Annotated in this window: 22 protein-coding genes; 11 read left to right on the forward strand and 11 right to left on the reverse strand. The window is 67.2% G+C overall.

The window, feature by feature from the left end:
* Window positions 1-16: 16 nt before the first annotated feature.
* Window positions 17-1249 carry a branched-chain amino acid ABC transporter permease gene (locus tag BLJ79_RS14280; RefSeq protein WP_175475502.1) on the reverse strand — a complete coding sequence of 411 codons (1233 nt, stop codon included), beginning with the start codon at window positions 1247-1249 and terminating at the stop codon, window positions 17-19.
* A gap of 683 nt (window positions 1250-1932) precedes the next feature.
* Here BLJ79_RS14280 and BLJ79_RS14285 point away from each other — a divergent pair.
* The 3 genes from BLJ79_RS14285 to ilvA all read left to right on the forward strand — a co-directional run bounded on the left by BLJ79_RS14285 (window position 1933) and on the right by ilvA (window position 5619).
* On the forward strand, window positions 1933-2745 hold the full coding sequence (locus tag BLJ79_RS14285; protein ID WP_071215437.1) for a Bax inhibitor-1/YccA family protein: 813 nt from the start codon (window positions 1933-1935) through the stop codon (window positions 2743-2745).
* Window positions 2746-2949: 204 nt separating this feature from the next.
* Entirely contained in the window at window positions 2950-4266 is a 1317-nt protein-coding gene (locus BLJ79_RS14290) for an AI-2E family transporter (protein ID WP_071215438.1), read from the forward strand.
* A gap of 102 nt (window positions 4267-4368) precedes the next feature.
* A complete protein-coding gene (gene ilvA / locus BLJ79_RS14295) occupies window positions 4369-5619 on the forward strand; it encodes a threonine ammonia-lyase (RefSeq protein WP_071215439.1) in 1251 nt (416 codons plus the stop codon).
* Between the two features lie 211 nt (window positions 5620-5830).
* Here the strand turns inward: ilvA and greA are convergent, their stop codons facing one another.
* Together greA and BLJ79_RS14305 are read right to left on the reverse strand one after the other, a co-directional pair.
* The gene (greA, locus tag BLJ79_RS14300; RefSeq protein ID WP_071215440.1) at window positions 5831-6325 is read right to left on the reverse strand and encodes a transcription elongation factor GreA; all 495 of its coding nucleotides are present in this window, start codon (window positions 6323-6325) and stop codon (window positions 5831-5833) included.
* Window positions 6326-6598: 273 nt separating this feature from the next.
* Window positions 6599-7000 carry a DUF4307 domain-containing protein gene (locus tag BLJ79_RS14305; RefSeq protein WP_083411314.1) on the reverse strand — a complete coding sequence of 134 codons (402 nt, stop codon included), beginning with the start codon at window positions 6998-7000 and terminating at the stop codon, window positions 6599-6601.
* A 133-nt stretch (window positions 7001-7133) separates the two neighbouring features.
* Between BLJ79_RS14305 and mca the strand changes: the two genes are divergently transcribed.
* The 3 genes from mca (at window position 7134) to BLJ79_RS14320 (ending at window position 10827) form a co-directional block, all read left to right on the forward strand.
* A complete protein-coding gene (gene mca / locus BLJ79_RS14310) occupies window positions 7134-8027 on the forward strand; it encodes a mycothiol conjugate amidase Mca (RefSeq protein WP_175475503.1) in 894 nt (297 codons plus the stop codon).
* Window positions 8028-8078: 51 nt separating this feature from the next.
* Complete coding sequence (locus BLJ79_RS14315; protein WP_071215442.1) at window positions 8079-8351, forward strand: hypothetical protein; 273 nt, start codon at window positions 8079-8081, stop codon at window positions 8349-8351.
* Between the two features lie 250 nt (window positions 8352-8601).
* On the forward strand, window positions 8602-10827 hold the full coding sequence (locus tag BLJ79_RS14320; protein WP_071215443.1) for a thioredoxin domain-containing protein: 2226 nt from the start codon (window positions 8602-8604) through the stop codon (window positions 10825-10827).
* Here the strand turns inward: BLJ79_RS14320 and trhA are convergent.
* On the reverse strand, window positions 10824-11504 hold the full coding sequence (gene trhA, locus BLJ79_RS14325) for a PAQR family membrane homeostasis protein TrhA (protein WP_071215724.1): 681 nt from the start codon (window positions 11502-11504) through the stop codon (window positions 10824-10826). The genes BLJ79_RS14320 and trhA overlap by 4 nt on opposite strands.
* Before the next feature lie 217 nt (window positions 11505-11721).
* On the opposite strand from trhA, the gene BLJ79_RS14330 reads away from it, so the two are divergent.
* Window positions 11722-12483: an isoprenyl transferase gene (locus BLJ79_RS14330; RefSeq protein WP_071215444.1), complete on the forward strand. Its 762-nt coding sequence runs from the start codon at window positions 11722-11724 to the stop codon at window positions 12481-12483.
* 232 nt (window positions 12484-12715) lie between these two features.
* A complete protein-coding gene (gene phoH2, locus BLJ79_RS14335) occupies window positions 12716-14038 on the forward strand; it encodes an RNA 5'-3' helicase PhoH2 (RefSeq protein WP_071215725.1) in 1323 nt (440 codons plus the stop codon).
* Between the two features lie 31 nt (window positions 14039-14069).
* On the opposite strand, the gene BLJ79_RS14340 is transcribed toward phoH2, so the two are convergent.
* Window positions 14070-14945, reverse strand: a complete 876-nt coding sequence (locus BLJ79_RS14340; RefSeq protein ID WP_071215445.1) for a hypothetical protein — start codon at window positions 14943-14945, stop codon at window positions 14070-14072.
* A 96-nt stretch (window positions 14946-15041) separates the two neighbouring features.
* Here BLJ79_RS14340 and BLJ79_RS14345 point away from each other — a divergent pair, with 96 nt between their 5' ends.
* Together BLJ79_RS14345 and BLJ79_RS14350 are read left to right on the forward strand one after the other, a co-directional pair.
* Window positions 15042-15560, forward strand: a complete 519-nt coding sequence (locus BLJ79_RS14345) for a prepilin peptidase (protein ID WP_083411316.1) — start codon at window positions 15042-15044, stop codon at window positions 15558-15560.
* A gap of 42 nt (window positions 15561-15602) precedes the next feature.
* Window positions 15603-16088 carry an NUDIX hydrolase gene (locus BLJ79_RS14350; protein ID WP_071215446.1) on the forward strand — a complete coding sequence of 162 codons (486 nt, stop codon included), beginning with the start codon at window positions 15603-15605 and terminating at the stop codon, window positions 16086-16088.
* A 112-nt stretch (window positions 16089-16200) separates the two neighbouring features.
* Here the strand turns inward: BLJ79_RS14350 and BLJ79_RS14355 are convergent, their stop codons facing one another.
* The 5 genes from BLJ79_RS14355 to BLJ79_RS14375 form a co-directional block, all read right to left on the reverse strand.
* Entirely contained in the window at window positions 16201-17883 is a 1683-nt protein-coding gene (locus BLJ79_RS14355; protein ID WP_083411317.1) for an MDR family MFS transporter, read from the reverse strand.
* A 56-nt stretch (window positions 17884-17939) separates the two neighbouring features.
* The gene (locus BLJ79_RS14360; RefSeq protein WP_071215447.1) at window positions 17940-18617 is read right to left on the reverse strand and encodes a TetR/AcrR family transcriptional regulator; all 678 of its coding nucleotides are present in this window, start codon (window positions 18615-18617) and stop codon (window positions 17940-17942) included.
* A gap of 164 nt (window positions 18618-18781) precedes the next feature.
* Window positions 18782-20194, reverse strand: a complete 1413-nt coding sequence (locus BLJ79_RS14365; protein WP_071215448.1) for a class II fumarate hydratase — start codon at window positions 20192-20194, stop codon at window positions 18782-18784.
* A 158-nt stretch (window positions 20195-20352) separates the two neighbouring features.
* Entirely contained in the window at window positions 20353-20997 is a 645-nt protein-coding gene (locus BLJ79_RS14370; protein ID WP_071215727.1) for a carbonic anhydrase, read from the reverse strand.
* 171 nt (window positions 20998-21168) lie between these two features.
* Window positions 21169-21855, reverse strand: coding sequence for a DUF4245 domain-containing protein (locus tag BLJ79_RS14375; RefSeq protein ID WP_071215449.1), 687 nt, complete (start codon window positions 21853-21855; stop codon window positions 21169-21171).
* A gap of 173 nt (window positions 21856-22028) precedes the next feature.
* Here BLJ79_RS14375 and glpX point away from each other — a divergent pair, with 173 nt between their 5' ends.
* Window positions 22029-23051 carry a class II fructose-bisphosphatase gene (glpX, locus tag BLJ79_RS14380; RefSeq protein WP_071215450.1) on the forward strand — a complete coding sequence of 341 codons (1023 nt, stop codon included), beginning with the start codon at window positions 22029-22031 and terminating at the stop codon, window positions 23049-23051.
* Between the two features lie 89 nt (window positions 23052-23140).
* On the opposite strand, the gene manA is transcribed toward glpX, so the two are convergent.
* Window positions 23141-24388, reverse strand: coding sequence for a mannose-6-phosphate isomerase, class I (gene manA, locus BLJ79_RS14385; RefSeq protein WP_071215451.1), 1248 nt, complete (start codon window positions 24386-24388; stop codon window positions 23141-23143).
* Window positions 24389-24399 lie beyond the last annotated feature (11 nt).

Below are 24399 nucleotides of genomic sequence, written 5' to 3' on the forward strand. Positions count from 1 at the left end.
GATGGGTTCCTTTCCCCTAGCCCACGCGCTCGCGGCGGCCCAGCAGGCCCTGCGGCTTGAACAGCAGCACGAGGATCATGACCGCCAGTGCACCGACGTATTTCAAATCGGCCTCCAGCCAGATCGTCGAAATCTCCACCATGAGACCGACCAGCACAGAACCGATGAGCGCCCCGAACACCGTGCCGAGTCCGCCCAGGGTCACCCCGGCGAAGATCATCAGCAGGATCTGCTGGCCCATGTTGAAGGCGACACCGGGCCGGTAGTACGCCCAGAGGATTCCGCCGAGTGCGGCAAGCATGCTGCCGACCACCCACACCATGCGGATCACGCGGTCCACATCGATTCCCGAAGCCGCGGCAAGCGCCGGGTTGTCGGCCACGGCGCGTGTCGCCTTGCCGAACCGGGTCTTGAGCAGCAGCAATGCCACCGCGATGATCACCACCAGCGAGACCACCAGGGAAACCAGCGTGTTTCGCGAGATCGAAACCCCCAGCACCACCAGGATCGGGCTTTGCGCCGAGGGCAGTTGTTCGGTGGTTCCGCCGAAGAAGAACAGGATGATGTAGCGCATGGCCAGGGCAAGCCCGATGGAGACGATCATCATGGGCACCAAGGCCGAGCCACGGCGCCGCAGGGGCTTCCACAATCCCCAATCCTGCAGCCAGCCCAAGGCCCCGCCCAGCAGGACGGCAACGACCAGGGCCGCCCAGAGCGGGAATCCCCAGGCCGAGAGCGCGAAGGTGGACACGGCGCCGAAGGTCACCATTTCCCCGTGCGCAAAGTTGGTCAGGCCCGTTGTTCCGAAGACCAGCGACAGCCCGACCGCGGTCAAGGCCAGGAGCAACCCAAAACTCAAGCCGGCCACCGTCCGCTCGGCCAGGATCGATCCGAAGCTCCTGGTGGCAGCGGCCGCGTTCTCGCCGACCTTGAATATGACACCCATGTTGGACGAGGTGCCGAATTCCACGATGCGCGGGTTCGCCTCCCCCTCGCTCAGGGGCTTGTCCGCGGGCAGCGTGGCGACGTCCAACAGGACCTCGTAGGTTCCCTTTGCGGGAACGACGATGACCCACCGGCCATCCTTGTCGGTTGTCGCCTCCGCACTGAAACCGGTGGTTGAGCTCGCCGTGATCCGTACGCCCTCGATCGGAACGGATCCATCGCGGAGGGTTCCACGGATCGTCAGTTCCTGCTTCTGCAGCGGCGCCTGGAGCTGTCCGGCCGCCGATGCCGATGCCGAGGGCATCGCCAATGCCGGCACTGCCGAAGCGAGGGCCAACCCCGCGAACAAGGCGATAAGCCCCACGACCCCCACCCAGCGGATCACTACTGCGTTTGCTTGACGAAACACGGTGCGAGCCCTCTCGTCGTAGCGTGGCCCGGCAACCACAAGCACCGGACAAAGGAGTGACTCATGTCACTCACGTGTGCCCATCGTAGTGCCGCGGAGGTGTGTAGCAATACGGTTCGGCGGCGATTGGTTGGGGGAAACGGTAACGGTCTGGTTAAGGCCGGAATTCCGGAGGCTGCGCGGCCGGGGCGATATCCGGATCCGGAGCCAGGTGCGCGGAGGGGCCCAAGTCGGTCCGTTGCCCCCGAGGGGTGGCACGCACCGGCGCCCGATCCCGAGCAAGGGCGCGTGGTCCCGTCTCGCCATTTTCCACGCGCAACCGGGGAGCGGCTCGAGTCTGTGGATGCCGGTCCGCCGGTTGAGGTGGGGTCACGGGTCTCCGGGCGAAGTCGCTCGGTTGCGGGCTCTGGCCCGATCGCTGCACGGGAAACCGCGAATATCGGCAAGGTTGCGGCACCTGAAAACCATGAACCGCAAACTTAAACCCAAAAAGGTCCTGATTTGGGGATTTATTGGTCTGCACCGAACGTTGAACCAACGTAGGCTATTTACTAACAACCCTACCGAGGAGAAACACCATGGCCCTGGGCGGAAACCCGGTCTTTAAGTCCAAGAACTACCGCGAGCAGACCCGTGCGGCCGGCGCCACGGGTGCCGCGTCCACCACCTATGCTCAGCCGATGAGCGCACAGGCCCTGCAGGACCTGTACTCGCAGCCTTCCGCGTCACCGCAGGAAACCGGCCGCATGACCTACGCCGACGTCATCAACAAGACGATGCTGAGCCTCGGCGTGGTCCTCATTGGCGCGGCCATCGGCTGGCAGCTACCGGCCCTGATGCTCGTCGGCGCACTCGTCGGCCTGGGCCTGGGCCTGGTCAATTCCTTCAAGCGCCAGCCCTCGCCGGCGCTGATCCTGCTCTACGCCGGCTTCGAGGGCCTGTTCCTCGGCGGCCTCTCGGGCGTCTTCGAGAACATGTACCCGGGCATCGCCGTCCAGGCCGTGCTCGCGACATTCTCGGTCTTCGCCGTGACCCTGGTGCTCTACCGCTCGGGCAAGTACCGCGCGACCCCGAAGATGACCCGCATGTTCATGATCGCGATGATCGGCTACGGCGTGTTCTCGCTGCTGAACTTCGGCCTGATGATGTTCGGCGCCGTCGATGGCATGTTCGGCATGCGCAGCGGCATGCTGGGCGTCGGCATCGGCGTGCTCGCCGTGCTGCTGGCCACCTACGCACTCGTGCTGGACTTCACCAACATCTCCGAGGGCGTGCGCCAGGGCGCACCGGCCAAGGCCGCCTGGACCGCCGCATTCGGCCTGACCGTGACGCTGGTCTGGCTGTACGTTGAGATTCTGCGCATTCTGGCTATCCTGCGTGGCGATGATTAGTCATTCTGCTGTGTGACCGCGGGGCAGTACCCATGATTTGGGTACTGCCCCGCGGTTTTTCTGCAATATGTGCGTCATCTATGCCGCACCGGCAACTTTCAAGGGATAACGTATGTTCATGGCATTGACAGGCAGCAAGGGATCGACCGGGAAGACGGCGCGCAGGCTCGCGACCCCCGGGCCCCTTCCCCGAGGAGTCAAGGCATGAAGCTGCCCCGCCCCCTGCGGCGCCTGGCCGCGGCCACCGAAGCGGTGCAGCAAAGCGCCGCGGCCACCAAGCAACGGATGGCCGCCTCGCCCGAGGCCGAGGAGAACCCGGCGATCATCTACGCCGCCCATGCCGAGGCCGAGGACCTGCCCTACGGCGTGCGGATCGCCGCGTCCTGGTCCTGGCGGTTGATCGTCATCGTGCTGGCCGTGGGCATCGCCGTCTGGTTGCTGTCCCACGTGTCCCTGCTGGTGATCCCGCTGATGATCGCGGCCCTGCTGGCCGGGCTGCTCAGCCCCGTGGTGAAGTTCCTGACCCGCACCCTGCGTTTCCCCAAGGGGCTTTCGGTCGGGGTGACCATGGTTGGTTTCCTGGCGGTGATCGTCGGAGGCCTCTCCATCGTTGGGCAGCGGCTGGCCAACGGCTTCGCTTCCCTGTGGGCCCAGGCACTGACCGGCATCGCGCAGATCCAGCACTGGCTCTCCACCGGCCCGCTGGGGTTGAGCAACCAGGACCTCGACACGCTTTTCCAAGACGCCCTGAACACGCTCAAGAACAACTCCTCGTCCATCCTCTCCGGTGCGCTGTCCTGGGGCACCACCCTCGGGCACCTGGTGACGGGCATGCTGCTGGTGCTCTTCTCGCTGATCTTCCTGCTGCTGGATGGACCGCGCATCGGGCGCTTCTTCATCAACCTGCTGCCGCGCCGTGCCCGGGCCGCCGCCCACGGTGCCGGCCACCTCGGCTGGGGCTCGATGGTCAGCTACGTCCGCGTCCAGCTCTTTGTAGCCTTCATCGACGCCGTGGGCATCGGCGTGGGCGCCCTGATCCTCGGGGTGCCGCTGGCCCTTCCGCTGGGCGTGCTCGTTTTCATTGGCTCGTTCATCCCGGTCATCGGTGCACTGGTCACCGGGGCCGTGGCCGTGCTGCTGGCCCTGGTGGCCAACGGCTGGGTCAACGCGCTGATCATGTTGCTGGTGGTGCTCTTCATCCAGCAGGCCGAATCCCACATCCTGCAGCCATTGGTCATGGGCAAGGCCGTGAGCCTGCACCCGCTGGCCGTCGTCATGGCCGTGGCCGGCGGCTCCATCGTCGCCGGCATCGCCGGCGCCCTGTTTGCAGTCCCGGTGCTGGCCGTGGCCAACACCGTGGTGAAGTACATTTCTGACCGGGGCTGGGAGCACGATCCGCTCTTTGGCCCAGAGACCGCGGCCGTGGCGGCCGTGAACGGTTCACGAATTACCAAGCCGGTCCGCTCCGCGGAACCGGCTCCCGCCGACCTTGACGGAGAAGAACCAGACCCCGGTTCCTGATCCGCACCTGCACCGCCCACCCCCGGTCCAAGGTCATGGCCCCGAAAGACTTCCATTCCTGATTGCACCGCGTGTGAACACGCCCAGAAGAAAGCCGCTCCCATGATCCAGAAGACCCAACTCCCGGTGAGCCTGTCCGACATCGAAGAGGCCCGCGACCTGCTTGAGGGTGTGGCCGTCCGCACGCCGATGGAGCACTCGCGCGCGCTGTCCCTGGACATCGGCTCCGAGGTCTACCTGAAATGCGAGAACCTGCAGCGTGCCGGTTCCTTCAAGGTCCGCGGCGCCTACGTGCGCATGGCCAAGCTCACCGCCGAGGAGCGCGCCCGAGGCGTCGTGGCGGCCTCGGCAGGCAACCACGCCCAGGGCGTGGCCCAGGCCGCCCGCCGACTGGGGATCAAAGCCCGGATCTACATGCCGCTGGGCGTGGCACTGCCCAAGCTCACCGCCACCCGCGACCACGGGGCCGAGGTCATCCTGCACGGGCACAACGTGGACGAGGCGCTGGCCGAGGCCGAGCGCTACGCGACCGCGACCGGTGCGGTGTTCGTGCACCCCTTCGACAACCCCGACATCATCGCCGGGCAGGGAACCATCGGCCTGGAAATCCTCGAGCAGCTCCCGGACGTCGACACCGTGCTGATGGGCGTGGGCGGCGGCGGCCTGCTCGCCGGGGTCGCGGTGGCGATCAAGACACGTGCCAAGGAACTGGGCCGGGACATCAAGATCATCGGGGTGCAGGCCGAGAACGCCGCCGCCTACCCTCCCTCGCTGGCCGCCGACGCGCTGGTCCCGCTGGACACCGTGCGGACCATCGCGGACGGCATCGCCGTGGGCCGCCCGGGCCAGCTGCCCTTCCAGATCATCCGCGAACTGGTCGACGAGGTGGTCACGGTCTCCGAAGACGGCCTGGCCCGCGCCCTGGTCTTCCTCATGGAACGCTCGAAGCTGGTGGTCGAGCCGGCCGGCGCCGTGGGCGTGGCCGCGCTGCTCGAGGGCAAGCTGGCGGAACTCGGGATCACCCCCGCCAAGACCGCGGTGGTGCTTTCCGGCGGCAACATCGACCCGCTGCTGATGCTCAAGGTCATCCAGCGCGGCCTCTCCGCGGCCGGGCGCTACCTGACCGTGCGCATGATGCTTGATGACCGTCCCGGCGAGCTGGCAACCATTTCCCGGGTCATCGCCGAGTCCGATGCCAACGTGACGCGCCTGGACCACACCCGCGTGGGCGGATCGCTGTCCATGGGCGACGTGGCGATCACCATCGACATGGAGACCAAGGGGCATGTGCACTCGGAACTGGTGCTCAACAACCTGCGCGCCGAGGGCTTCCAGCCCATGATCATGGGCTGAATCCCGACCGCAAACGACAACGCCCTCCAGGTTCCTGCTTAGGCGCAGGAACCTGGAGGGCGTTTTTTGGCGGGCCGGAGCAGGCGTTAACGACCGATGGCCGCCGATACGTCCACCCCCCGCTCTTCGCCCCGATGGGGCAAGGGCGGAATCCGGGTGAAGGATCAACGGCCACCAAGCCGAGTCCCGCGCCATGGCGCGGGGAAGTGCATTAAACGCTGTAAGGCTTGCAGGAAACGATCTCGACGGTGATTTCCTTGCCGTTCGGTGCGGTGTAGCTGAGCGTGTCACCGGACTTCGCGCCGTGGACCGCGGCGCCAATCGGGGAGCGCTCCGAGTAGACCTCCAGGTCGGTGTCCCCGGCTACCTCGCGGCTGCCAAAGAGGAAGGTGGTCTTGTCGCCGGCGATGATTGCCTCGACCAGCATGCCCGGCTCGACGATTCCGTCATCGGCGGGAGCTTCGCCCACGTGGGCGCGACGCAGCAGGTCCTTGAGGTACGTGATGCGGGCCTCGGCCTTGCCCTGCTCTTCCTTGGCCGCGTGGTAGCCACCGTTTTCCTTGAGATCGCCCTCGGAACGTGCCTGCTCAATGCGGTCAACGATCTCTGCACGGCCCGGGCCCGAGAGGTGCTCGAGCTCGGCGGCAAGGCGGTCATAGGCCTCTTGGGTCAGCCAAACAACTGGTTCGTGATTGGTCGTGGTCACGTGATACTCCTTGTGTAATCAGGGCCGCTATTCCCTGGGGAACAACATGCCGAGACGGTCCCGCCCGATGATGCGACGAACATCTTGCAAGCAAAGACCCCGCACAGCAGGTGAAGAACTTTGTCCGTCACGGTCTGTAGCGGGGCATTAACGTATTAGAAAGATATTAGCCGCAATTCGGCTATTTACCCAAGAGTTTGAGCTTTTGGCGTAGCGGCGCGTCGTGCAGTCGAAACATTCAGCGACGCCCCGGATGCGGTGGTCCCGCGGTGGTCAGGAGGCCTTGAGCAACCGGCATTCCTCGACGCCTGCGGTGGTGGCCAGGGACTCGGTGCGGAGCTTCACATCGAACCTGGTGGTCGTCATGCCCTTGCCCTCGGTGGGGCCCACGACCAGCGTCTTCCAGCCAACAATCGCGTAGGACTCGTTCAGCGCCCGGATCTCGCACTGGACCGTGTCGCCGGCATCCTTGGAGATGTCCACGATCGCGGTGGCGCTGGTGGGGGAGTGGACCATGAAGGAGTTGTCCTTGAATTCCACCTTCGAAGTGGTGGCGGTGGCCAGGTAGAACGCAGCCACGATGCCAACGGCCAGGCCGAGGACGATCAGCGTCTTGCGGGTTCTTTTGGCCAGGCCGCGCTTGGGCGAACCGTACCTATTCGTTAAGCTGGACAATGGCGCCTCTTTCGATTCATGGGCGTCGCGGCCGGGAAATCATCCCTACCAGTCTAAGCCTTGGCAAGGGGAACCCTTCACCGAGCATGAGGAAGTTGGAGTCACCTAGGTGGAAGTACGAAACGTGGAGCATATCGCTGATTCATCGGGCCTGCGATTGTTGGCGGTCCATGCGCACCCCGACGACGAGGCGTCCAAGGGCTCGGCCACCATGGCGGCATATGTTGCCGCCGGGGCAAGGGTGATGGTGGCAACCTGCACCGGCGGGGAACGCGGGGACATCCTCAACGCGGCCGTCGGGGAACTCGCCCACGCGCACCGCGACCTGACCGGAGTGCGGCGCACCGAGATGGCAGAGGCCGCTGCGGTGCTGGGCATCGAACACCGCTGGCTCGGATTCACCGACTCGGGGCTGCCCGAGGGCGATCCGCTGCCGGAACTCGACTTCGGCTCCTTCGCGCTGCAGCCGCTGGACCGCGCATCCGCCCCGCTGATCAAGCTGATCCGCGAGTTCAAGCCGCACGTGATCATTGCGTACGACGAAAACGGGGGATACCCCCACCCCGACCACATCCAGGCGCACAAGGTCGCCGTGCATGCCTTCGCGGAAGCCGCCAAGGCCGACAGCTCCCCGGAACTGGGCGAGCCCTGGGAAACCTCGAAGCTTTACTACGACCGCGCCTTTGCCCCCGAACGTTTCCGGACCCTGCACTACGCGATGGTCGATGCGGGCATCGAATCGCCTTATGCCGAGCGCGTTGCCGCCTGGGAGGAACACCCGGAAGAGCAGTTCTTCGGGTGGGTCTCGCCGCACAAGACCACCACCCAGGTGCACTGCGCCGACTTCTTCAAGCAGCGGGACCGGGCGCTCCTGGCGCACCGGACCCAGATCGATCCGACCGGATTCTTCTTTGCCGTGCCCGAGGCAATCTACGCCCAGGCATGGCCGTGGGAGGATTTCACCTTGATCAAATCCGCGGTTCCCACCACACTCCCAGAGACCGACCTGTTTGCCGGTCTAAGATAGGTAGCGTGCCGGTGAATCCGGCCGCCAACTTTTTCAGAAAGAGCCCCACGCGTGTATTCGTTCCTGCTGTATGCAGCCTCCGTTAGTCCGTCCCCGGTACCCGGCGCGCCCGTGGGGGACGCCGCCCAGAACATCGGCCCGGGCTTCGTTGGCTTTGTTGCCACCGCAGCGGTCGTCATCGTCACCATCTTCCTGATCCGTGACATGACCCGCCGCATCCGCCGCGTCCGCTACCAGGGCGAGGCCGAAGCCCGCCAGCAGGAGCTGGTCGAAAAGGGCAAGGACATCCAGCCCGACGAACCGGGCGACACCCCCGCGCGCTAAGCGCGCTTGGCCATCCAAGGCACGGCCCCGGCGGACATTCCTCCGCCGGGGCCGTTCGCCGCGACCGCTGACCGCCCAACGAGCTCGAGCTCATGTGCGTGCGGTGCCGTAGGTCGAAGACCGGCAATCCGGAGTCCAGGCACCTGGCCCCGGAATCGTCCCAGGCGATATCGGAGGGCAACAGGTCATCCGCATACGCAGGATTTCGCGGGCCACGACGCGAAGGGCGTTCGTGGTGGAGACTTGATGCATGGGACAACGAATCGCCTCCAGCGCCTCCGCCTACCTGCGCCAGCATGCCCACCAGCCGGTGGACTGGTGGCCCTACGGGGACGAGGCGTTTGCCGAGGCCGCGGCGCGCGACATCCCGGTGTTCCTGTCCATCGGCTACGCGGCCTGCCACTGGTGCCACGTGATGGCCGCCGAATCCTTTGACGATCCCCGGGTCGCCGCATACCTGAACGAACATTTCGTGCCGATCAAGGTCGACCGCGAGGAACACCCCGCCGTCGACGAGGCCTACATGGCCGCCACGCAGACCCTCACCGGGGCCGGAGGCTGGCCGATGAGCGTGTTCACGCTCCCGGACGGCCGTGCCATCCACGCCGGAACCTACTTCCCGCCCGTCCCGCGCCCCGGCATGCCCTCCTTCGGGCAGGTGCTCGAGGCGGTCACCGACGCCTGGGTGAACCGGCGCGATGCACTCGAACTGCAGGCGACGACGCTTGCCGACCATCTGGGCTCGGTGGCCGGGGGACAGGCCAAGATGTTTACCCGTGCCCTGCCGCTGCCCACCGGCAGCAACGGCTCCGCGCTGGCCCCGGTCGTTTCAGCGGCCGTGAACAAGCTGGCCACCTTGCAGGACCCCACCGGCGGGTTTGCGCCGGCACCCAAGTTCCCGCCCAGCCCCGTGCTGGATTTCCTCTTGCGCGCGGGGCTGGGCCTGGGATCGGCGGCCGGCCAGGCCACCGCGCTGGCCTCGGACACCCTGGAAACCATGGCCCGCAGCGCCCTGGCCGACCACGTCGGCGGCGGCTTTGCCCGCTACTGCGTGGACCCAGGGTGGAAGATCCCGCACTTCGAGAAGATGCTGTACGACAATGCCCAGCTGCTGGGCCTCTACGCCCGCGCATCCGTGCAGCTGCCCGATCCCGAGGTCGCCAAGCTGTGCCGGGTCGCGGCCGTGGGCATATCCCGGTGGCTGGAGACCCGGATGCTGCTTCCCGGCGGCGGATTCGCTTCCTCGCTCGACGCCGACACCGTGATGCCCGATGGAACCCACCACGAGGGCGCCACCTACGTCTTCACCCGGGCCGAGGTCGCCCGGATCCTGGGCGAACCAAGCGGCAACCCCGCCGGGCCGCGTCCCGATGCGCTTCCGGGCACGGGCAGCGTCTTCTGGCAGCTGTGGGAGGGGGCCAGGCTTCCCGCCGAGGATGCCCGGACGGCAAGCCTCCCTCCGCAGGATGCACCCATGACCATTGCGCTGTCGAGAACCCCCAGCCTGCTCGAATGGCCGGAACTGGACAGGGCCTTCAAGGCCTTGGAAGCCGAGAGAACCAAGCGCGTCCAGCCGGGCCGCGACGACAAGGTCGTTGCCGGGTGGAACGGCCTGACCATCGCCTCGCTGGCCGAAGCGTCGGTGCTGCTGCGCGAATCGCGCTTGCTGGAGCTCGCCACCGGGGCGGCCGCCTACCTCCATGCGGTGCACTGGGTTCCCGCGACCGCGGGCGCCGGGGGAGTGCTCCACCGCATCAGCCACCAGGGCCGGGCAAACACGGCCATCGACGCCGTGCTGGAGGACTACGCGGGGGTAGCCCTGGGATTCCAGTCGCTGGGGGTTGCCACGGGGGAGCCGGAGTGGTTCGCGCGGGCAGACGAGGTGCTGGCATCCGCGCAAGAAATCTTCCTGCAGGATGGACGGCCGCGCGACAGCGCAGCCAACGACCCGCGGGTGCGTGCCGTGCGCGGCGGGGCGAGCAGCGCCGAGGCACTGGACGATGCGGTGCCGGCGGCCACCTCGCTGCTGGCCGCGGCACTGCTGGACAGGGCCGGCCGCCTGCAACTTGGCTCCGGGGAAACGGATGCCGGGTTCGAGCGCAGCGAGGCCGACCTGGGTGTGGTTCGCATGCTGCTGGGGTTCGTCCCGGCCTTGGCCGAACGGGCGCCGCAGGCGGTCGGCAGTGCATTGGGCGTGGTCGCCCGGTTCCTCCACGGCTCGAGCACCGAGCTGGCCGTGGCCGGCGGAACCGAGGACGAGCGGCTCTCCGCCGTGCGCCTGGGGGTGCTGGCGGGGCTGTCCCAGCGCGGCGCGGTCAGCACCGGAGCGGATGCGGCCGGATATCCCGCCGGACCCAAGGGCCAGCTGCGGCTTTATGTGTGCCGCGGAGGCATCTGCCATGCACCGGTCAGCGACATCCCCTCGCTGGCCGCGCTGATCGTGCCCGGTCTTGCCCGCGGCGGGCAGGGCGCTTAGGCGGTGCCCAGCACCGCCATGCTGATCGCGGTGAAATGGCAGGCAAAACCAACGAGCGTGCACGCATGGAAAAGTTCATGGAACCCCAAGACGCCCGGAATCGGGTTCGGGGCCTTGAGCGCGTAAAACACCGCCCCGACGATGTAGAAGACCCCGCCGGTGCATATCAGGATTGCCGCGGCCGGGTTCGCGGCAAAGAAATCCCCGATGAACAGCAGGGAGGCCAGACCCAGCAACACATACACCGGGGTGTAGAGCCAACGCGGGGCATCGGTGTAGAAGACCCGGAAGCCCACCCCGGCCAGTGCGCCGATCCAGATCGAAACCAGCAGGATCGTGGCGGACCTGGGTGGAAGCAATGCCCAGGCAAGCGGCGTGTAGGAGCCGGCGATCAGCAGCATGATGTTGGTGTGGTCGATCCGCTTGAGCAAACGCGTGGTTTGCGGCGACCAGTTCCCACGGTGGTAAAACGCCGAGACCCCGAAGAGCAGCACCCCGGTGAACGCGAAGACGGCACTGGTGATCTTGCCCGCCCCGGCCGGGGCCAGGACCACCAGCACGATGCCCGCTGCCAGGGCCAGCGGGGCGGTGACGGCATGGATCCAACCGCGCAGCAAGGGCTTGTCCGGCTGGGACGGAACCGGTGGCTGGGGGTGGATTCCGGAGGGTTGGATCATGCCCATAGCCTAACTTGCCAAGTGGTAGGTTGACTGACTTCCTGCCGCAAGGCTCCCCGGGTTCCCCGCTCCCCGCCGGACACGGTGTGGGCTATTGCCCGGGACAATGCCCGAGTCATGACACCTCGCCGGCAGTGGAACCCGGTAGCGTTAACCAACGGATGCGGTCCGTGGGGACCGCCCGCATGCACCCCCTATCCAAAGCAGGAGTATCGCCGTGGAACTACCGGGATTCGTCTACCGGCTCTATGAGCGGCAGCTGCGGGGTCTCTTGGCCCCGGAAAAGCTGCCGGCGCATATTGGCGTGCTCGTGGACGGGAACCGCCGCTGGGCCAAGCTTTCGGGCCAGACCACCGCCAGCGGGCACCAGGCGGGTGCGGACAAGATCCTGGAATTCCTGGGCTGGTGCCAGGAGCTGGATATCAACCTGGTCACGCTCTACATGCTCTCCACGGACAACATGAACCGCTCCAGCCAGGAACTCGATGACCTGATGGGCATCATCGCCAACACCCTTGACCGGCTGGGCGAAACCAAGACCGTGCGCGTCAAGCCCGTCGGGAACCTCGAATTGCTCCCGGACTACCTGGCCAGCAAGCTGCGCGAGTTGGAGGCTTCCACCGCGGCAGTCGCCGGCATCCACGTCAACGTTGCCGTCGGCTACGGCGGCCGGCAGGAAATCGTCGATGCGGTCAAGGCACTGCTGCTCCAGGGCCACGCCAACGGGCAGAACGCGGCACAGATCGCCCAGGGCCTGGATCCGGACCAGCTGGCCACCCACCTGTACACCAAGGGACAGCCGGACCCGGACCTGGTCATCCGCACCTCGGGCGAACAGCGCCTCTCCGGATTCCTGACCTGGCAGAGTGCCTATTCCGAGTTCTACTTCTGCGAGGCGCTGTGGCCGGACTTCCGGCGCGTGGACTTCCTGCGCGCGCTGCGCGACTTCGCCGACCGGCAACGCCGCTTCGGTTCCTGAGGTTGCAGCGCCCGTCGCGGCAACCTTCCGGACACCCCGGAGTCCCGGAACCTTAATCTCGTCTTCATCACGACTCGCTCCGCACCCTAGGAATGCCCGTTGATGTGCGCGTATGTTGGGGATTAACGGGTGATGAGGCCGTCATCGCCCGCCGATTCGGGGAGCATCTCCCCGCGAGGAGCGAGACTTGGCAGCGAACCAGGAATACCCAACCAGCTCACCCGCCGGATCCATTGCGGGCGCCACCGAACCGGCCCCGCAGGAGGGTGCCCGCACCTTCGTGCTGGACACCTCGGTGCTGATCGCGGACCCGCACGCCATGCTGCGCTTTGCCGAGCACCACGTGGTCCTGCCATTGACGGTGATCAGCGAGCTCGAGCACAAGCGCAACGACCCGACCCTGGGGTTCTTCGCCCGCGAGGCGCTGCGGACCCTGGAGGACCTGGGGTCCAGGCACGGCGGGCTGGCCAAGGACATGGTGGTGGGGACGCAGGGCGGGACCCTGCGCATCGAGCTGAACAACATTGCCCCCGACGTGTTGCCGGTGGGCTTCCGCAACTCGGCCAACGACACCAGGATCCTGGCCGTGGCCAAGTCGCTGCTGGACGAGGGGCTGGATGTCACCCTGGTCTCCAAGGACATGCCGATGCGCATCAAGGCCTCGGCCATGGGTCTGATCGCAGAGGAATACCGCAACGAGCTCATCGCGGATTCCGGCTGGACCGGCGTCCATGAAATGAACGTGTCCGAGGAAAACATGTCGGCGCTCTACGCCGAGGAATCCCTGGAACTCGAGGAGGCCGCGGAGCAGCCGGTGAACACCGGGCTGATCCTGCACTCCCCGCGCGGCTCGGCACTGGGACGGGTGGACCGCAACCACCTGGTGCGCCTGGTGCGCGGGGACCGCGAGGCCTTTGGGCTGCGCGGGCGCTCCGCCGAGCAGCGCCTGGCCCTGGACCTGCTGATGGACAAGGAAATCGGCATCGTTTCGCTCGGCGGCCGGGCCGGGACCGGCAAGTCGGCGCTCGCGCTGTGCGCCGGGCTCGAAGCGGTCATGGAACGCCGCGAACATCGCAAGATCATGGTCTTCCGACCGCTCTACCCGGTCGGCGGCCAGGAACTGGGGTACCTGCCCGGTGCCGAGGCGGACAAGATGAACCCGTGGGCCCAAGCGGTGTTCGACACCCTGGGCTCGGTGGTGTCCAAGAATGCGATCGACGAGGTCTTGAGCCGGGGCATGCTCGAGGTGCTGCCGCTGACCCACATCCGCGGCCGGTCCCTGCACGACGCCTACGTGATCGTGGACGAAGCCCAGTCGCTGGAGCGCAACGTGCTGCTCACGGTGCTTTCGCGGATCGGCCAGAACTCCAAGGTCATCCTGACCCATGACGTGGCCCAGCGCGACAACCTGCGGGTGGGTCGGCACGACGGCGTCGCGGCGGTGGTCGAACAGCTCAAGGGCCACCACATCTTCGGGCACGTGACCCTGACCCGCTCCGAGCGCTCCGAGATCGCCGCATTGGTCACCGAGCTGCTCGAGGACCGGATCCACTAGGAACGGGAATCCCCGGGTGCGGGCGCGCGGTTCAGGCCGCGGGCCCGCCCCGGTGCCGTGCGTGCTCGGGCGCTTCGGGCCCGGGATAGTCGGCCAACCCGGGGATCGGCCACAGCGGGGCCCGGCGCACGTCGGACAGCGAGGACAGCGGCTGGGTGAACAGCCCGTCGATCATGTATTCGTCCACGGCGGTGATCGCGATCCGGTGCTCGACCCCGGCCTCGGGACCGTCCAGCACCTGGCGCAGCACGCAGATTCCGGTGGCCCGATCCAGCCGGATCCGGGTCATTCCCTCGCCCAGCAGGGGAGCCTCGGGCATGAGCGGTGCGTAGGAGTGGCCGCGGGACAGCACCGCCTCGAGGCACTCGCGTCCCGAATCGTCCACGATGGACCGCAGGGAATGGATGGTGCTGGGATGCGGGAAGGCCATGTCGGCCGGCCCGGGGGCAAAGCCTGCGACCTCCACCGGGTCCAGGAACGCGCTCCACAGCCCCACCGGCATCAACTCGTTGACGTAGTCGGCCTCCGGGCGCCGGGAAACCAGCCCATCGTCCCCGTAGACCGGGGCCAGCAGCTGCGGGGGAAGCAACCAGCTCTTGCGGGTGGCAGCCACGAAGCTGGCGTCGCGGGAGTCGTTGATGTGTTCGGTGCGGAAGAGCACCGCGCCGGACTCATCCTCCACGCGGATGGCATCGGGGCGCCTGATCAGCACCGTGAGTTGCTTGGGCAGGTTCGGGGCGGCAAACGCGATCGCATGTTGCTCGGCGTCGGTGACGGAGATGGTGACCTGGAGCGTGTTCCACAGCCACGGGGAGGAACGGGCCAGACGGCGGAAACGCCCCATGAGTTCCTTGCTGGGTGCCCGGTCCGGATCCGGGAAGACGGCCTCACCATTGAACTGTTCCATGATTTCAGTCTAGCGAGGTCCCCGCCGCACGGCTTTGCCCGTTGGACAGCGTGCCGCCGCTGACACCGGGGCACCCCACCGCGTAAGGTTTGGCCCATGCCGCAACTCATTTTGCACTGGTTTGCCTCCCCGCAGGCGCTGGCCACGGTGGCCGGAATCCTGGCCGCCCTGGCCCTGGCGCTCTACCTGTACAACGCCGTGCGCCTGACCGTCATCGACTTCCGCTCGCACCTGTTGCCCAACCGGATCCTGGGCCCGTGGTTCATCGCCGCCCTGGTGCTGCTGGGTGCGGCCGCGCTGCTGGCCGGGGAGCCGATGACCCTGCTGCGGATGGCGCTGGGCGCGGTGATCCTCTTTGCCGGCTACCTGGTGCTGCACCTGATCGCACCGGCGGGCATGGGCCTGGGGGACGTGAAGCTCGCCGCGGTGCTGGGGCTCTACCTCGGCTTCCTGTCCTACACCCACCTGTTGTGGGCCACGGCGTTCGCCTTCATCGTCGGGGCCCTGTGGTCGATCGCGCTGCTGCTGGCCCGCAAGGTCACGCTGCGTTCCTCGGTGGCCTTTGGCCCGTTCATGCTGGTGGGCGCCGCTGTCGCCCTGGCCGTGGCCGGATAGCCAAGAAGCAAGCCAAACCACGAAAGGTGCCCGAGGCCTTCCATGCCCACACCCGAATTCATTGTGAAGATGCGAGAAAAGATCGGCAACGACCCGCTGTGGCTGCCCGGGGTCAAGGCCGTGGTGATCCACGAGGACCGGGTGCTGCTGGTCCGCCGGGCCGACAACGGGAAATGGACGCTTCCCGCCGGCATCCTGGAGCCCGGCGAGGAGCCGGCCGTCGCGGCGGTGCGCGAGGTGTTCGAGGAAACCGCGGTGCACTGCGCCATCACCCGCCTGGTCGGTGTGGCCACCACCGACGAGGCGCTCTATCCCAACGGGGACCGCGCCCAATACCTGGATATCATCCTGGCCGGCGAGTACCTGGGCGGCCAGGCAATGGTCAACGACGACGAGAACCTCGAGGTCGGGTGGTTCGGTCTCGACGCGATGCCCAAAGTGCCGCCCAAACACCAACGCGCCATTGACTGGACCCTCGAGCCCACCGAATCCGGGCACTTCATCACCGGCAACGCGGACCGGGCCTGACCCGACGCGGACTTGCAGAACGCAAAAGTGCCCCGCAAGACCTGCCCTTCCATTCCCGGTGCGGGAATGGAACACGGTCTTGCGGGGCACCGATGCCTGGTGGGGAAAACCCTTAGCGGTTCGCCCCCGGTTCGTGGGCGTCGGCCTCCGGGGCCCCGGTGGTGCCGACCACGGCCGTGCCACCGAAGCGGGCCGCGTCCTCCAGCGACTTGGCTTCCTCGCCGCCGATGGCCTCGCCGCGGGCGACCATGCCCGCGGTGTCCGAGAGCTTGACCTGCTTGAGGAACAGCGCCAGCACGAAGGCGATGAGGATGAACGGGATCAGGTACCAGAACACCGGGGCCAGCGAGTCCGCATAGGCGTTCACGATGCCCTCGCGCACGGCCTCGGGCAGCTGCGCCATGGTCTGCGGGTCCAGCGTCGCGGTGGCGTTGCCCGCATCGGCGGCACTCGCCCCGGCGCCGGTGAACACGTCGGTGAGCTTCTCGGAGAGCCTGTTGGTGAACATCGCCCCGAAGATGGCCACGCCTAGGGACGCGCCGACCTCGCGGAAGTAGTTGTTCGTGGAGGTTGCGGTGCCGACCATGGCGGGGTCCACGGCGTTCTGCACCACCAGCACGACCACCTGCATGATCAGGCCCAGCCCGGCGCCGAAGACAAACAGGTACACGCAGATCAGCCACAGCGGGGTGGTCGCCGAGAGCGTGGTGAAGGCCAGCATGGCCCCGGCGGTGACCAGGGCGCCGGCGATTGGGTAGCCCTTGTACTTGCCGGTCTTGGTGATCGCGATGCCGGAGTAGATGCTGGTGCCCATCATGCCGACCATCATCGGGACCATCAGCAGCCCGGAAACCGCCGCGGAGGTGCCCGAGGACATCTGCAGGAAGGTGGGCACGAAGGCGATGGCAGCGAACATGCCCAGGCCCAGGGTGAAGCCGATGGCCGTGGCGTTGACGAAGATCGGGTTCCTGAACAGCGACAGCGGGATGATCGGGTCCTCGGCGCGGGCCTCGGTGATCACGAAGAGCACGATGGCCGCGAGCATGCCCACGCCCCAGGCCCAGGTCTCGGGGGCGGCCCAGCCGTGGTTCTTGTTCCCACCGAAGTCGGTGAAGAAGATCAGGCAGGTGGTGGCGATCGAGAGCAGCAGCACGCCGAGCACATCGATCTTCTTGGTGGACTTCTTGTTCGGGATGGTCAACGCGAACCAGGCGATCAAAAACGCGCCGATGCCGATCGGGATGTTGATGTAGAACGCCCACTGCCAGGTCATGTGGTCGACGAAGAAGCCGCCCAGCAGCGGACCGGCGACGGCCGAAAGGCCGAAGATGGCACCCAGCGGGCCCATGTACTTCCCGCGCTCGGAGGCCGGGACGATGTCGGCGATGATGGCCTGCGAGAGGATCATCAGCCCGCCGCCGCCCAACCCCTGCATGGCGCGGAAGAACACGAACATCCAGAAGGTCCCGGCGAACGCCGCACCCACGGAGGCCAGGGTGAACAGCGCGATGGCGATCAGGAAGAGGTTGCGCCGGCCCAGCACGTCGCCGAACTTGCCGTAGATCGGCATGACGATGGTGGTGGCCAGCAGGTAGGCGGTGGTGATCCACGCCTGGTGCTCGACGCCGCCGAGCTGGCCCACGATGGTGGGCATGGCGGTGGAGACGATGGTCTGGTCCAGGGAAGAGAGCATCATGCCGGCGATCAGCGCGGAGAAGATGATCCAGATGCGCCGCTGCGTCAGCAGCAGCGGTGCCGGGTCCGGGGATTTCCGGGACGCGGTGGTGGTGGCCATAAGGGGATTTCCTTGCGTGTGGTGGGAAAAATGCGTGGCGGCGACGGAGCGCCGGGTCAGGACGCGGGAGCCTGGGGCTCGTGCAGCAGGTGCTGGCCGAACAGCTCCCGGGTCTGGTTCATGACCGAGAGGAATTCTTCCTCCAGCGAGGGGCCTTCGGGGGAGGCCAGATAGCGCTCGATGGCCCGGTGGGTCGCGAACTGCAGGACGTGCACCAGCACGCCGATGCCGCCGTGGTCGGCCGCCACGCCCTCGCGCTTGGCCACCAGGGCGGTGAATTCGGCCTGGCGTTCGGGGCCGACCTTCATCATGCGGGCGAGCAGTTCCGGCTCGCGGTGCAGGATCGTGAAGAACCCGTGGACCCCGCGGATCTCGGCGTCGTCGAGGCGCAGCTGCTCGAGCACCAGGGTCACCAGGTCGGCCAGCAGCGTGGGGGAGATCCCCGTGGTCCCGGCGGGCCTCGCGTTCATGAACCGCTCGAGCGCCTCGGCGGAGAGCCCGTCCTCGGCGTGCCCGAAGACGGCGTCGAGCTTGGTGGCGTAGTAGTTGAAGAAGGTGCGCCGGGAGATCCCGACGCGGGCGCAGAGTTCCTCGACGGTGAATCCGGCGAAGCCGTGCTCGGCCGTCAGCTCGCGCGCGTTCCGCGAGATGGACAGGCGGGTCTTGAGCATGCGGGCGCTGAGGGTTGGCGGGGTGGCCGGCTCGGCGGGAAGCTCATTTGCACTATTCTTCACAGAGTGCAGTTTTGCACTATTGGTTGTTGAGTGCAACTTAAGTGGGGTCGCTCACGGCACGTCCCGCGGCACTGGCGCCCGGGCATGCAAACGGCGGCCCGCCGGGGAAGGGAAATGGAACCTTCCTGGACGGGCCGCCGCGGACCGGGGATGCTGCGTGGGCGTCAGTGCTTGCCGGTCATGGTGGTGACATCGAGCAGCTCGTCGAGCTGTGCCTCGGTCACCTCGCCGCGCTCCACGAAGCCCAGGGCCACGGTCGCCTCGCGCACGGTGAGACCGTCGGCGACGGCCTTCTTGGCGATCTTCGCGGCGTTCTCGTAGCCGATGAGCTTGTTCAGCGGGGTGACGATGGAGGGGGAGGCCTCGGCCAGGAAGCGGGCGCGCTCCACGTTCGCGGTGATCCCGTCGACCATCTTCTCGGCCATGACCCGGCTGGTGTTGCCCAGCAGGCGGATGGACTCGAGCAGGTTCGAGGCCATCACCGGGATGCCCACGTTCAGCTCGAACGCCCCGTTGGTCCCGGACCAGGCAATCGCGGTGTCGTTGCCGATCACCTGCGCCGCGACCATGATCGCGGCCTCGGAGATCACCGGGTTGACCTTGCCCGGCATGATCGAGGAGCCCGGCTGCAGGTCGGGGATGGCGATCTCGCCCAGCCCGGTGTTCGGTCCCGAGCCCATCCAACGCAAATCGTTGTTGATCTTCATCAGCGAGATCGCGATGTTGCGCAGCTGGGCGGAGGCCTCGATGAGCCCGTCGCGGTTGGCCTGGGCCTCGAAGTGGTTCCGGGCCTCGGTCAGCGGCAGCCCGGTGTCCTCGGCAAGCAGCTCGATGACGCGCTCCGGGAACCCGTCAGGGGTGTTGATGCCGGTGCCCACCGCGGTGCCGCCCAGCGGCACCTCGGCCACCCGCGGCAGCGAGGCCATGATGCGCTCGACGCCGTAGCGCATCTGCGCGGCGTAGCCGCCGAATTCCTGGCCCAGGGTCACCGGGGTCGCGTCCATCAGGTGGGTGCGCCCGGACTTCACCACGTCCTTGAACTGAACCGCCTTGGCCTCCAGCGAGGCCGCCAGGACCTCGAGGCCCGGGACGACGTCGCCCAGCAGTCCGGCGGTTGCCGCGACGTGCACCGAGGTGGGGAAGACGTCGTTGGAGGACTGGGACGCATTGACGTGGTCGTTGGGATGCACGATGGTCTCGGATCCGGCCGCGGCGAGCGCGCGGGTCGCCAGCTCGGCGAGGACCTCGTTCATGTTCATGTTGCTCGAGGTGCCCGAACCGGTCTGGAACACGTCGATGGGGAAATGCTCGTCGTACTTGTTGTCCGCGACCTCGTCCGCGGCCTCGACGATCGCCAGTGCACGCTCGGCATCAAGCACCCGGAGCTCCAGGTTGGCCAGCGCCGCGGCCTTCTTCACCTGGGCCAGCGCCCGGATGTGCGCGGGCTCCAGCTTCTTGCCGGAAATCGGGAAGTTCTCCACGGCCCTTTGGGTCTGCGCCCGGTAGAGGGCGGCGGCCGGTACCCGGACCTCGCCCATGGTGTCGTGTTCAATGCGGAAGTCAGCGGAAGTGTCCATGTCACCCACGGTACGCCCGAAGCCCCCGCTTCGGCAGTGGCCGGGCGCACAGTTCGTGCGAACGGCGAACACGGGAATAAAAGCCAGCTTGGTGCACCTCGCGCGCATGAAAAAACCGGCCGGCTCCCGGGGGCCGGCCGGTTCCAAGACGGTGGTGCCTAGAGCACGCCGAAACCGGAAACCATTTCCGCCTTGCCCTCGGCCAGGCGGTAGGTCACCCCGATGACCGCGGTGCGGCCCTCGTCGATGGCGGAGGAAATGATCCGGGACTGTTCGACCAGGCGGTGGGTGGTCTGCTGCACGTGCTCCACCACGGTGGTGTTCACGTCACGGATGCCGTTGCGGCGGGCGGTGATCACCGACGGGGTGATGTGCTCAACCAGGTCGCGGATGAAGCCCGGCGGCATGGTTCCGCTTTCCACCGAATCGATGGTGGCCGTCACCGCGCCGCAGGAGTCGTGGCCCAGGACCACGATCAGCGGGACGTTGAGCATGGCCACCGAGTACTCCAGAGAGCCCAGCGCCGCCGAGTCGATCACGTGCCCGGCGGTGCGCACCACGAACACGTCGCCCAGGCCGAGGTCGAAGATGATTTCCGCCGCGAGGCGCGAGTCCGAGCAGCCGAAGATCACGGCGAAGGGGTGCTGCTTGTCAACCAGGAACTGGCGGCGCAACGCATCCTGGTTCGGGTGGTCGGTGTGCCCGGCAACGAAACGGGAATTTCCTTCACGCAATTTCCGCCAGGCCTGGGCGGGGGTCAACTGTACGTGGTCGGCGGATGCCTCGGCTTCGGGTGGGTTCATGTTTTTTAGCATAGACGCAACACCGGTGCCGGGTTGAAATCCATGTGTTTCGTGAAGCCCCGTGGAAACGCTATCCCGCGGCGCGCCGGGGACGCCGGATGTGGGGAAAGTCTCATGCTTGCCGTGGTGTCCGCCGAACGCCGCGTCCGGAATGCAGCGGGCAATGGACCGCTAGTTGGCCGGGATCTCGCGCTGGGCCAGGCCGGCGAGCTTCTCCAGAGGTTCGGTGCCGCTGTCGCTGGAGAGCACGATGGTGGATTGGCCGCGCGTGGCGATCAACACCTGGGTTTTCTCCTTCTTCCGCAGCTCCCACTCGGTCCCGTCCACGGTGTGGGTGCCCGCGGGGGTAGCGCCCTGGGTCACGGCGGCCAGCCACGACGGGTTGGTCTTGGCGGTCTGGCGGACCCACACGAACTTGTCGTCCTTGGTGACGACGCCAAACTCCCAGTACTTGATCCCGTCGACGTTCTTGGTGATCCAGCGTGCAAAGTTCACGTAGTCGCCCTCGGGCAGGTTCGGGGCCCACGGGGTGAAATCGGCGTCGGGGGCGGCCTGCGAGGCGACAGCGGCGATGTCAACGGGCGCGCGGTAGGTGTCGGCCTTGTTTGGCGGGTTGATCAGGATCACGGGAACCGCCACGGCCACGGTGAGCACCACCGAGATGATCATGCCCTTGAGCGTCTGGTTGGCCCGCTTGGCCTGTGAGGGGGTCAGCAGCGGCTTCGGGGCCGGTTCCTGGCCGGTGTCAGGCACCTGGCCGGCGGCGTTCGACGGCACGGCGGTGTCCACCGCGGCCGGGGTCTCGGTCGGCTCTGGGGTGTTTGCGGGCACGGCGGGGCTTTCGGGGTGTTCACTCACCCCTCCATTCTCGCCCATGGCACCCGCAGAATCTAAACAGGCCCGGCGCCGGCCGCCGCCCCGGGATGGCACGAAACGCAAGTCGGTGCCGAAAGGGCGTAATTGACCTCGGGAGATATGATGGACGGTGTTGGCCCCCGGCAAACGAACAGATCTCAACGACGAGGAAGACCGTGACTGAAGCCACGAATTTTGCCCACCTGTCCCCACGACTTTCAGTTGGCGACGCCGAACCGGACCGCAACCTTGCCCTTGAGCTGGTGCGCGCGACCGAGGCCGCTGCCATTGCCTCGAGCCCCTGGGTTGGGTTCGGCGACAAGAATGCCGCCGACGGCGCGGCCGTCGACGCCATGCGCTCGCTGCTGTCCACCGTCTCCTTCAATGGCGTCGTCGTCATCGGCGAGGGCGAGAAGGATGAAGCCCCCATGCTGTTCAACGGCGAACGCGTGGGCGACGGAACCGGCGCCGAGTGCGACGTTGCCGTTGACCCGATCGACGGCACCCGACTGGCCGCCCTGGGCATCAACAACGCCCTCTCGGTGCTGGCCGTGGCCGACCGCGGTTCGATGTTCGACCCCTCCGCGGTCTTCTACATGGAAAAGCTGGTCACCGGCCCCGAGGCCGCCGAGCTGGTCGACCTGCGCCTGCCGGTCAAGCAGAACCTGCACCTGATCGCCAAGGCCAAGGGCAAGAAGGTTTCCCAGATCACCGTGTGCATCCTGGATCGCCCGCGCCACGCGGGGCTGGTCGATGAAATCCGTGCCGCCGGCGCACGCACCAAGTTCATCATGGACGGCGACGTTGCCGGCGCCATTGCCGCGACCCGCGAGGGCACCGGCGTGGACGCGCTGATGGGCATCGGTGGAACCCCCGAGGGCATCGTCACCGCGTGCGCCATCAAGTCGCTGGGCGGGATCATCCAGGGTCGCCTGTGGCCCACGGACGACGACGAGAAGCAGAAAGCCATCGACGCCGGCCACGACCTGGACCGCGTGCTGACCACCAACGACCTGGTGACCAGCGACAACTGCTACTTCGCCGCCACCGGCATCACCGACGGCGACCTGCTGCGCGGGGTGCGCTACAAGAACGGCCGCATCCACACCCAGTCGATCGTGATGCGCTCGAAGTCGGGCACCATCCGCTTCGTCGAGGGCGAGCACCAGTCCGACAAGTGGGAAGCCTACACCCGCTAAAACCCATGGCGGCCCTGCCGCTTGACGCCGCGGGGCCCGACAGGAAGTTCATTCCTGTCGGGCCCCGCGGCGTTTTTTGCCTTGGGCGCCTATGGCACCGGCTGCGGAGTCACGGCAAACGCGCGGCCCGCGGAGTTCGCGCTGCGCCGGGCCATGGCGGGGGCCTCGTTGGCGCCGATGAACAGCGAGTCGCCGCGGCGCAGCAGTTCGTCCCCGCGCGGGGTGTCGATGAGCACCTCGCCGGCGACGCACAGCACGATGACCGGGCCGTTGGCGGCCACCGGCACGTCCCCGCCGCCCATGTCGGTGGCGTCGGCGACGGCGTCAAGCTCGATGTGCTGGAGCTGGAACTCGGCAAACGGCGGGGTGAAGACCTGCTGGCCGTACATGGTCCTCTCGGGCTCGAGCAGCGGGACGCCCAGGGCCTCGAAACGCGTGATGCGCAGCAGCTCGGGCACGTCGATGTGCTTGGGCGTCAGCCCGCCGCGCAGCACGTTGTCGGAGTTGGCCATGACCTCCACGCCGAGCCCGCGCAGGTACGCGTGCACGTTCCCGGCATCCAGGTAGATGGCCTGCCCGGGGGCCAGCACCACCAGGTTCAGCAACAGCGAGACCAGCACCCCGATGTCGTTCGGGTAGTGCTCGTTGATCCGCGGCAGCTCCGCCAGCGAGACATGTTCGGCCAGCGCCGGGTGGGCCTTCACCGCTGCGACGGCGGCCGCCACCAGGTTTCCCGGTTCCGGGGTCCCGCCCAGCAGGTACTCACAGGTCGAGCTCAGTGCTTCGGCCTCGACGGGGTTGGAGAGCAGCTCCACGATCCGGGCGCAGGTTGCCGCGTTTGGCCCATCCAGCACGGCACCCAGGGAACGGAAGAGTTCGGCGGTCTCGGCGGGGGAGCGGAAGCCGCTCAGGGCCGCGAAATCGGAGAGGGCATAGATCATTTCAGGCTTGTGCGAGCCGTCCCGGTAGTTCCGGTGCGGCGCGTCGGCGGGCAGGCCCGCGGCGTTCTCGGCCTCGAAGCCGGCGGCCGCCTGCTGCGCGGAGGGGTGCACCTGGATGGACAGCGGCTTGCCGGCGGCCAGCAGCTTCATCAGGAACGGCAGCTGGCCGTAGGCCTGTGCGACCTCCGGGCCAAGCAGTCCCCGGGGGTCGGCGGCAATCAACCGGTCCAGGCCGGTGGCCTCGCCGCCGTCCGGCGTCAGGGAAGGGGCCGAGGGGTGGGCTCCGAGCCACATCTCGGCCTCGGGCCTGCCGCTGGGAGCGGTTCCCAAAAGACCGGCAATGGCGCCGGTGGATCCCCAGGCATAATCACGGATGGTGTTTGTCAGGCGATACATCATGGTCCTTT

This window comes from Arthrobacter sp. UCD-GKA, from assembly GCF_001863355.1.
Lineage (GTDB): Bacteria > Actinomycetota > Actinomycetes > Actinomycetales > Micrococcaceae > Paeniglutamicibacter.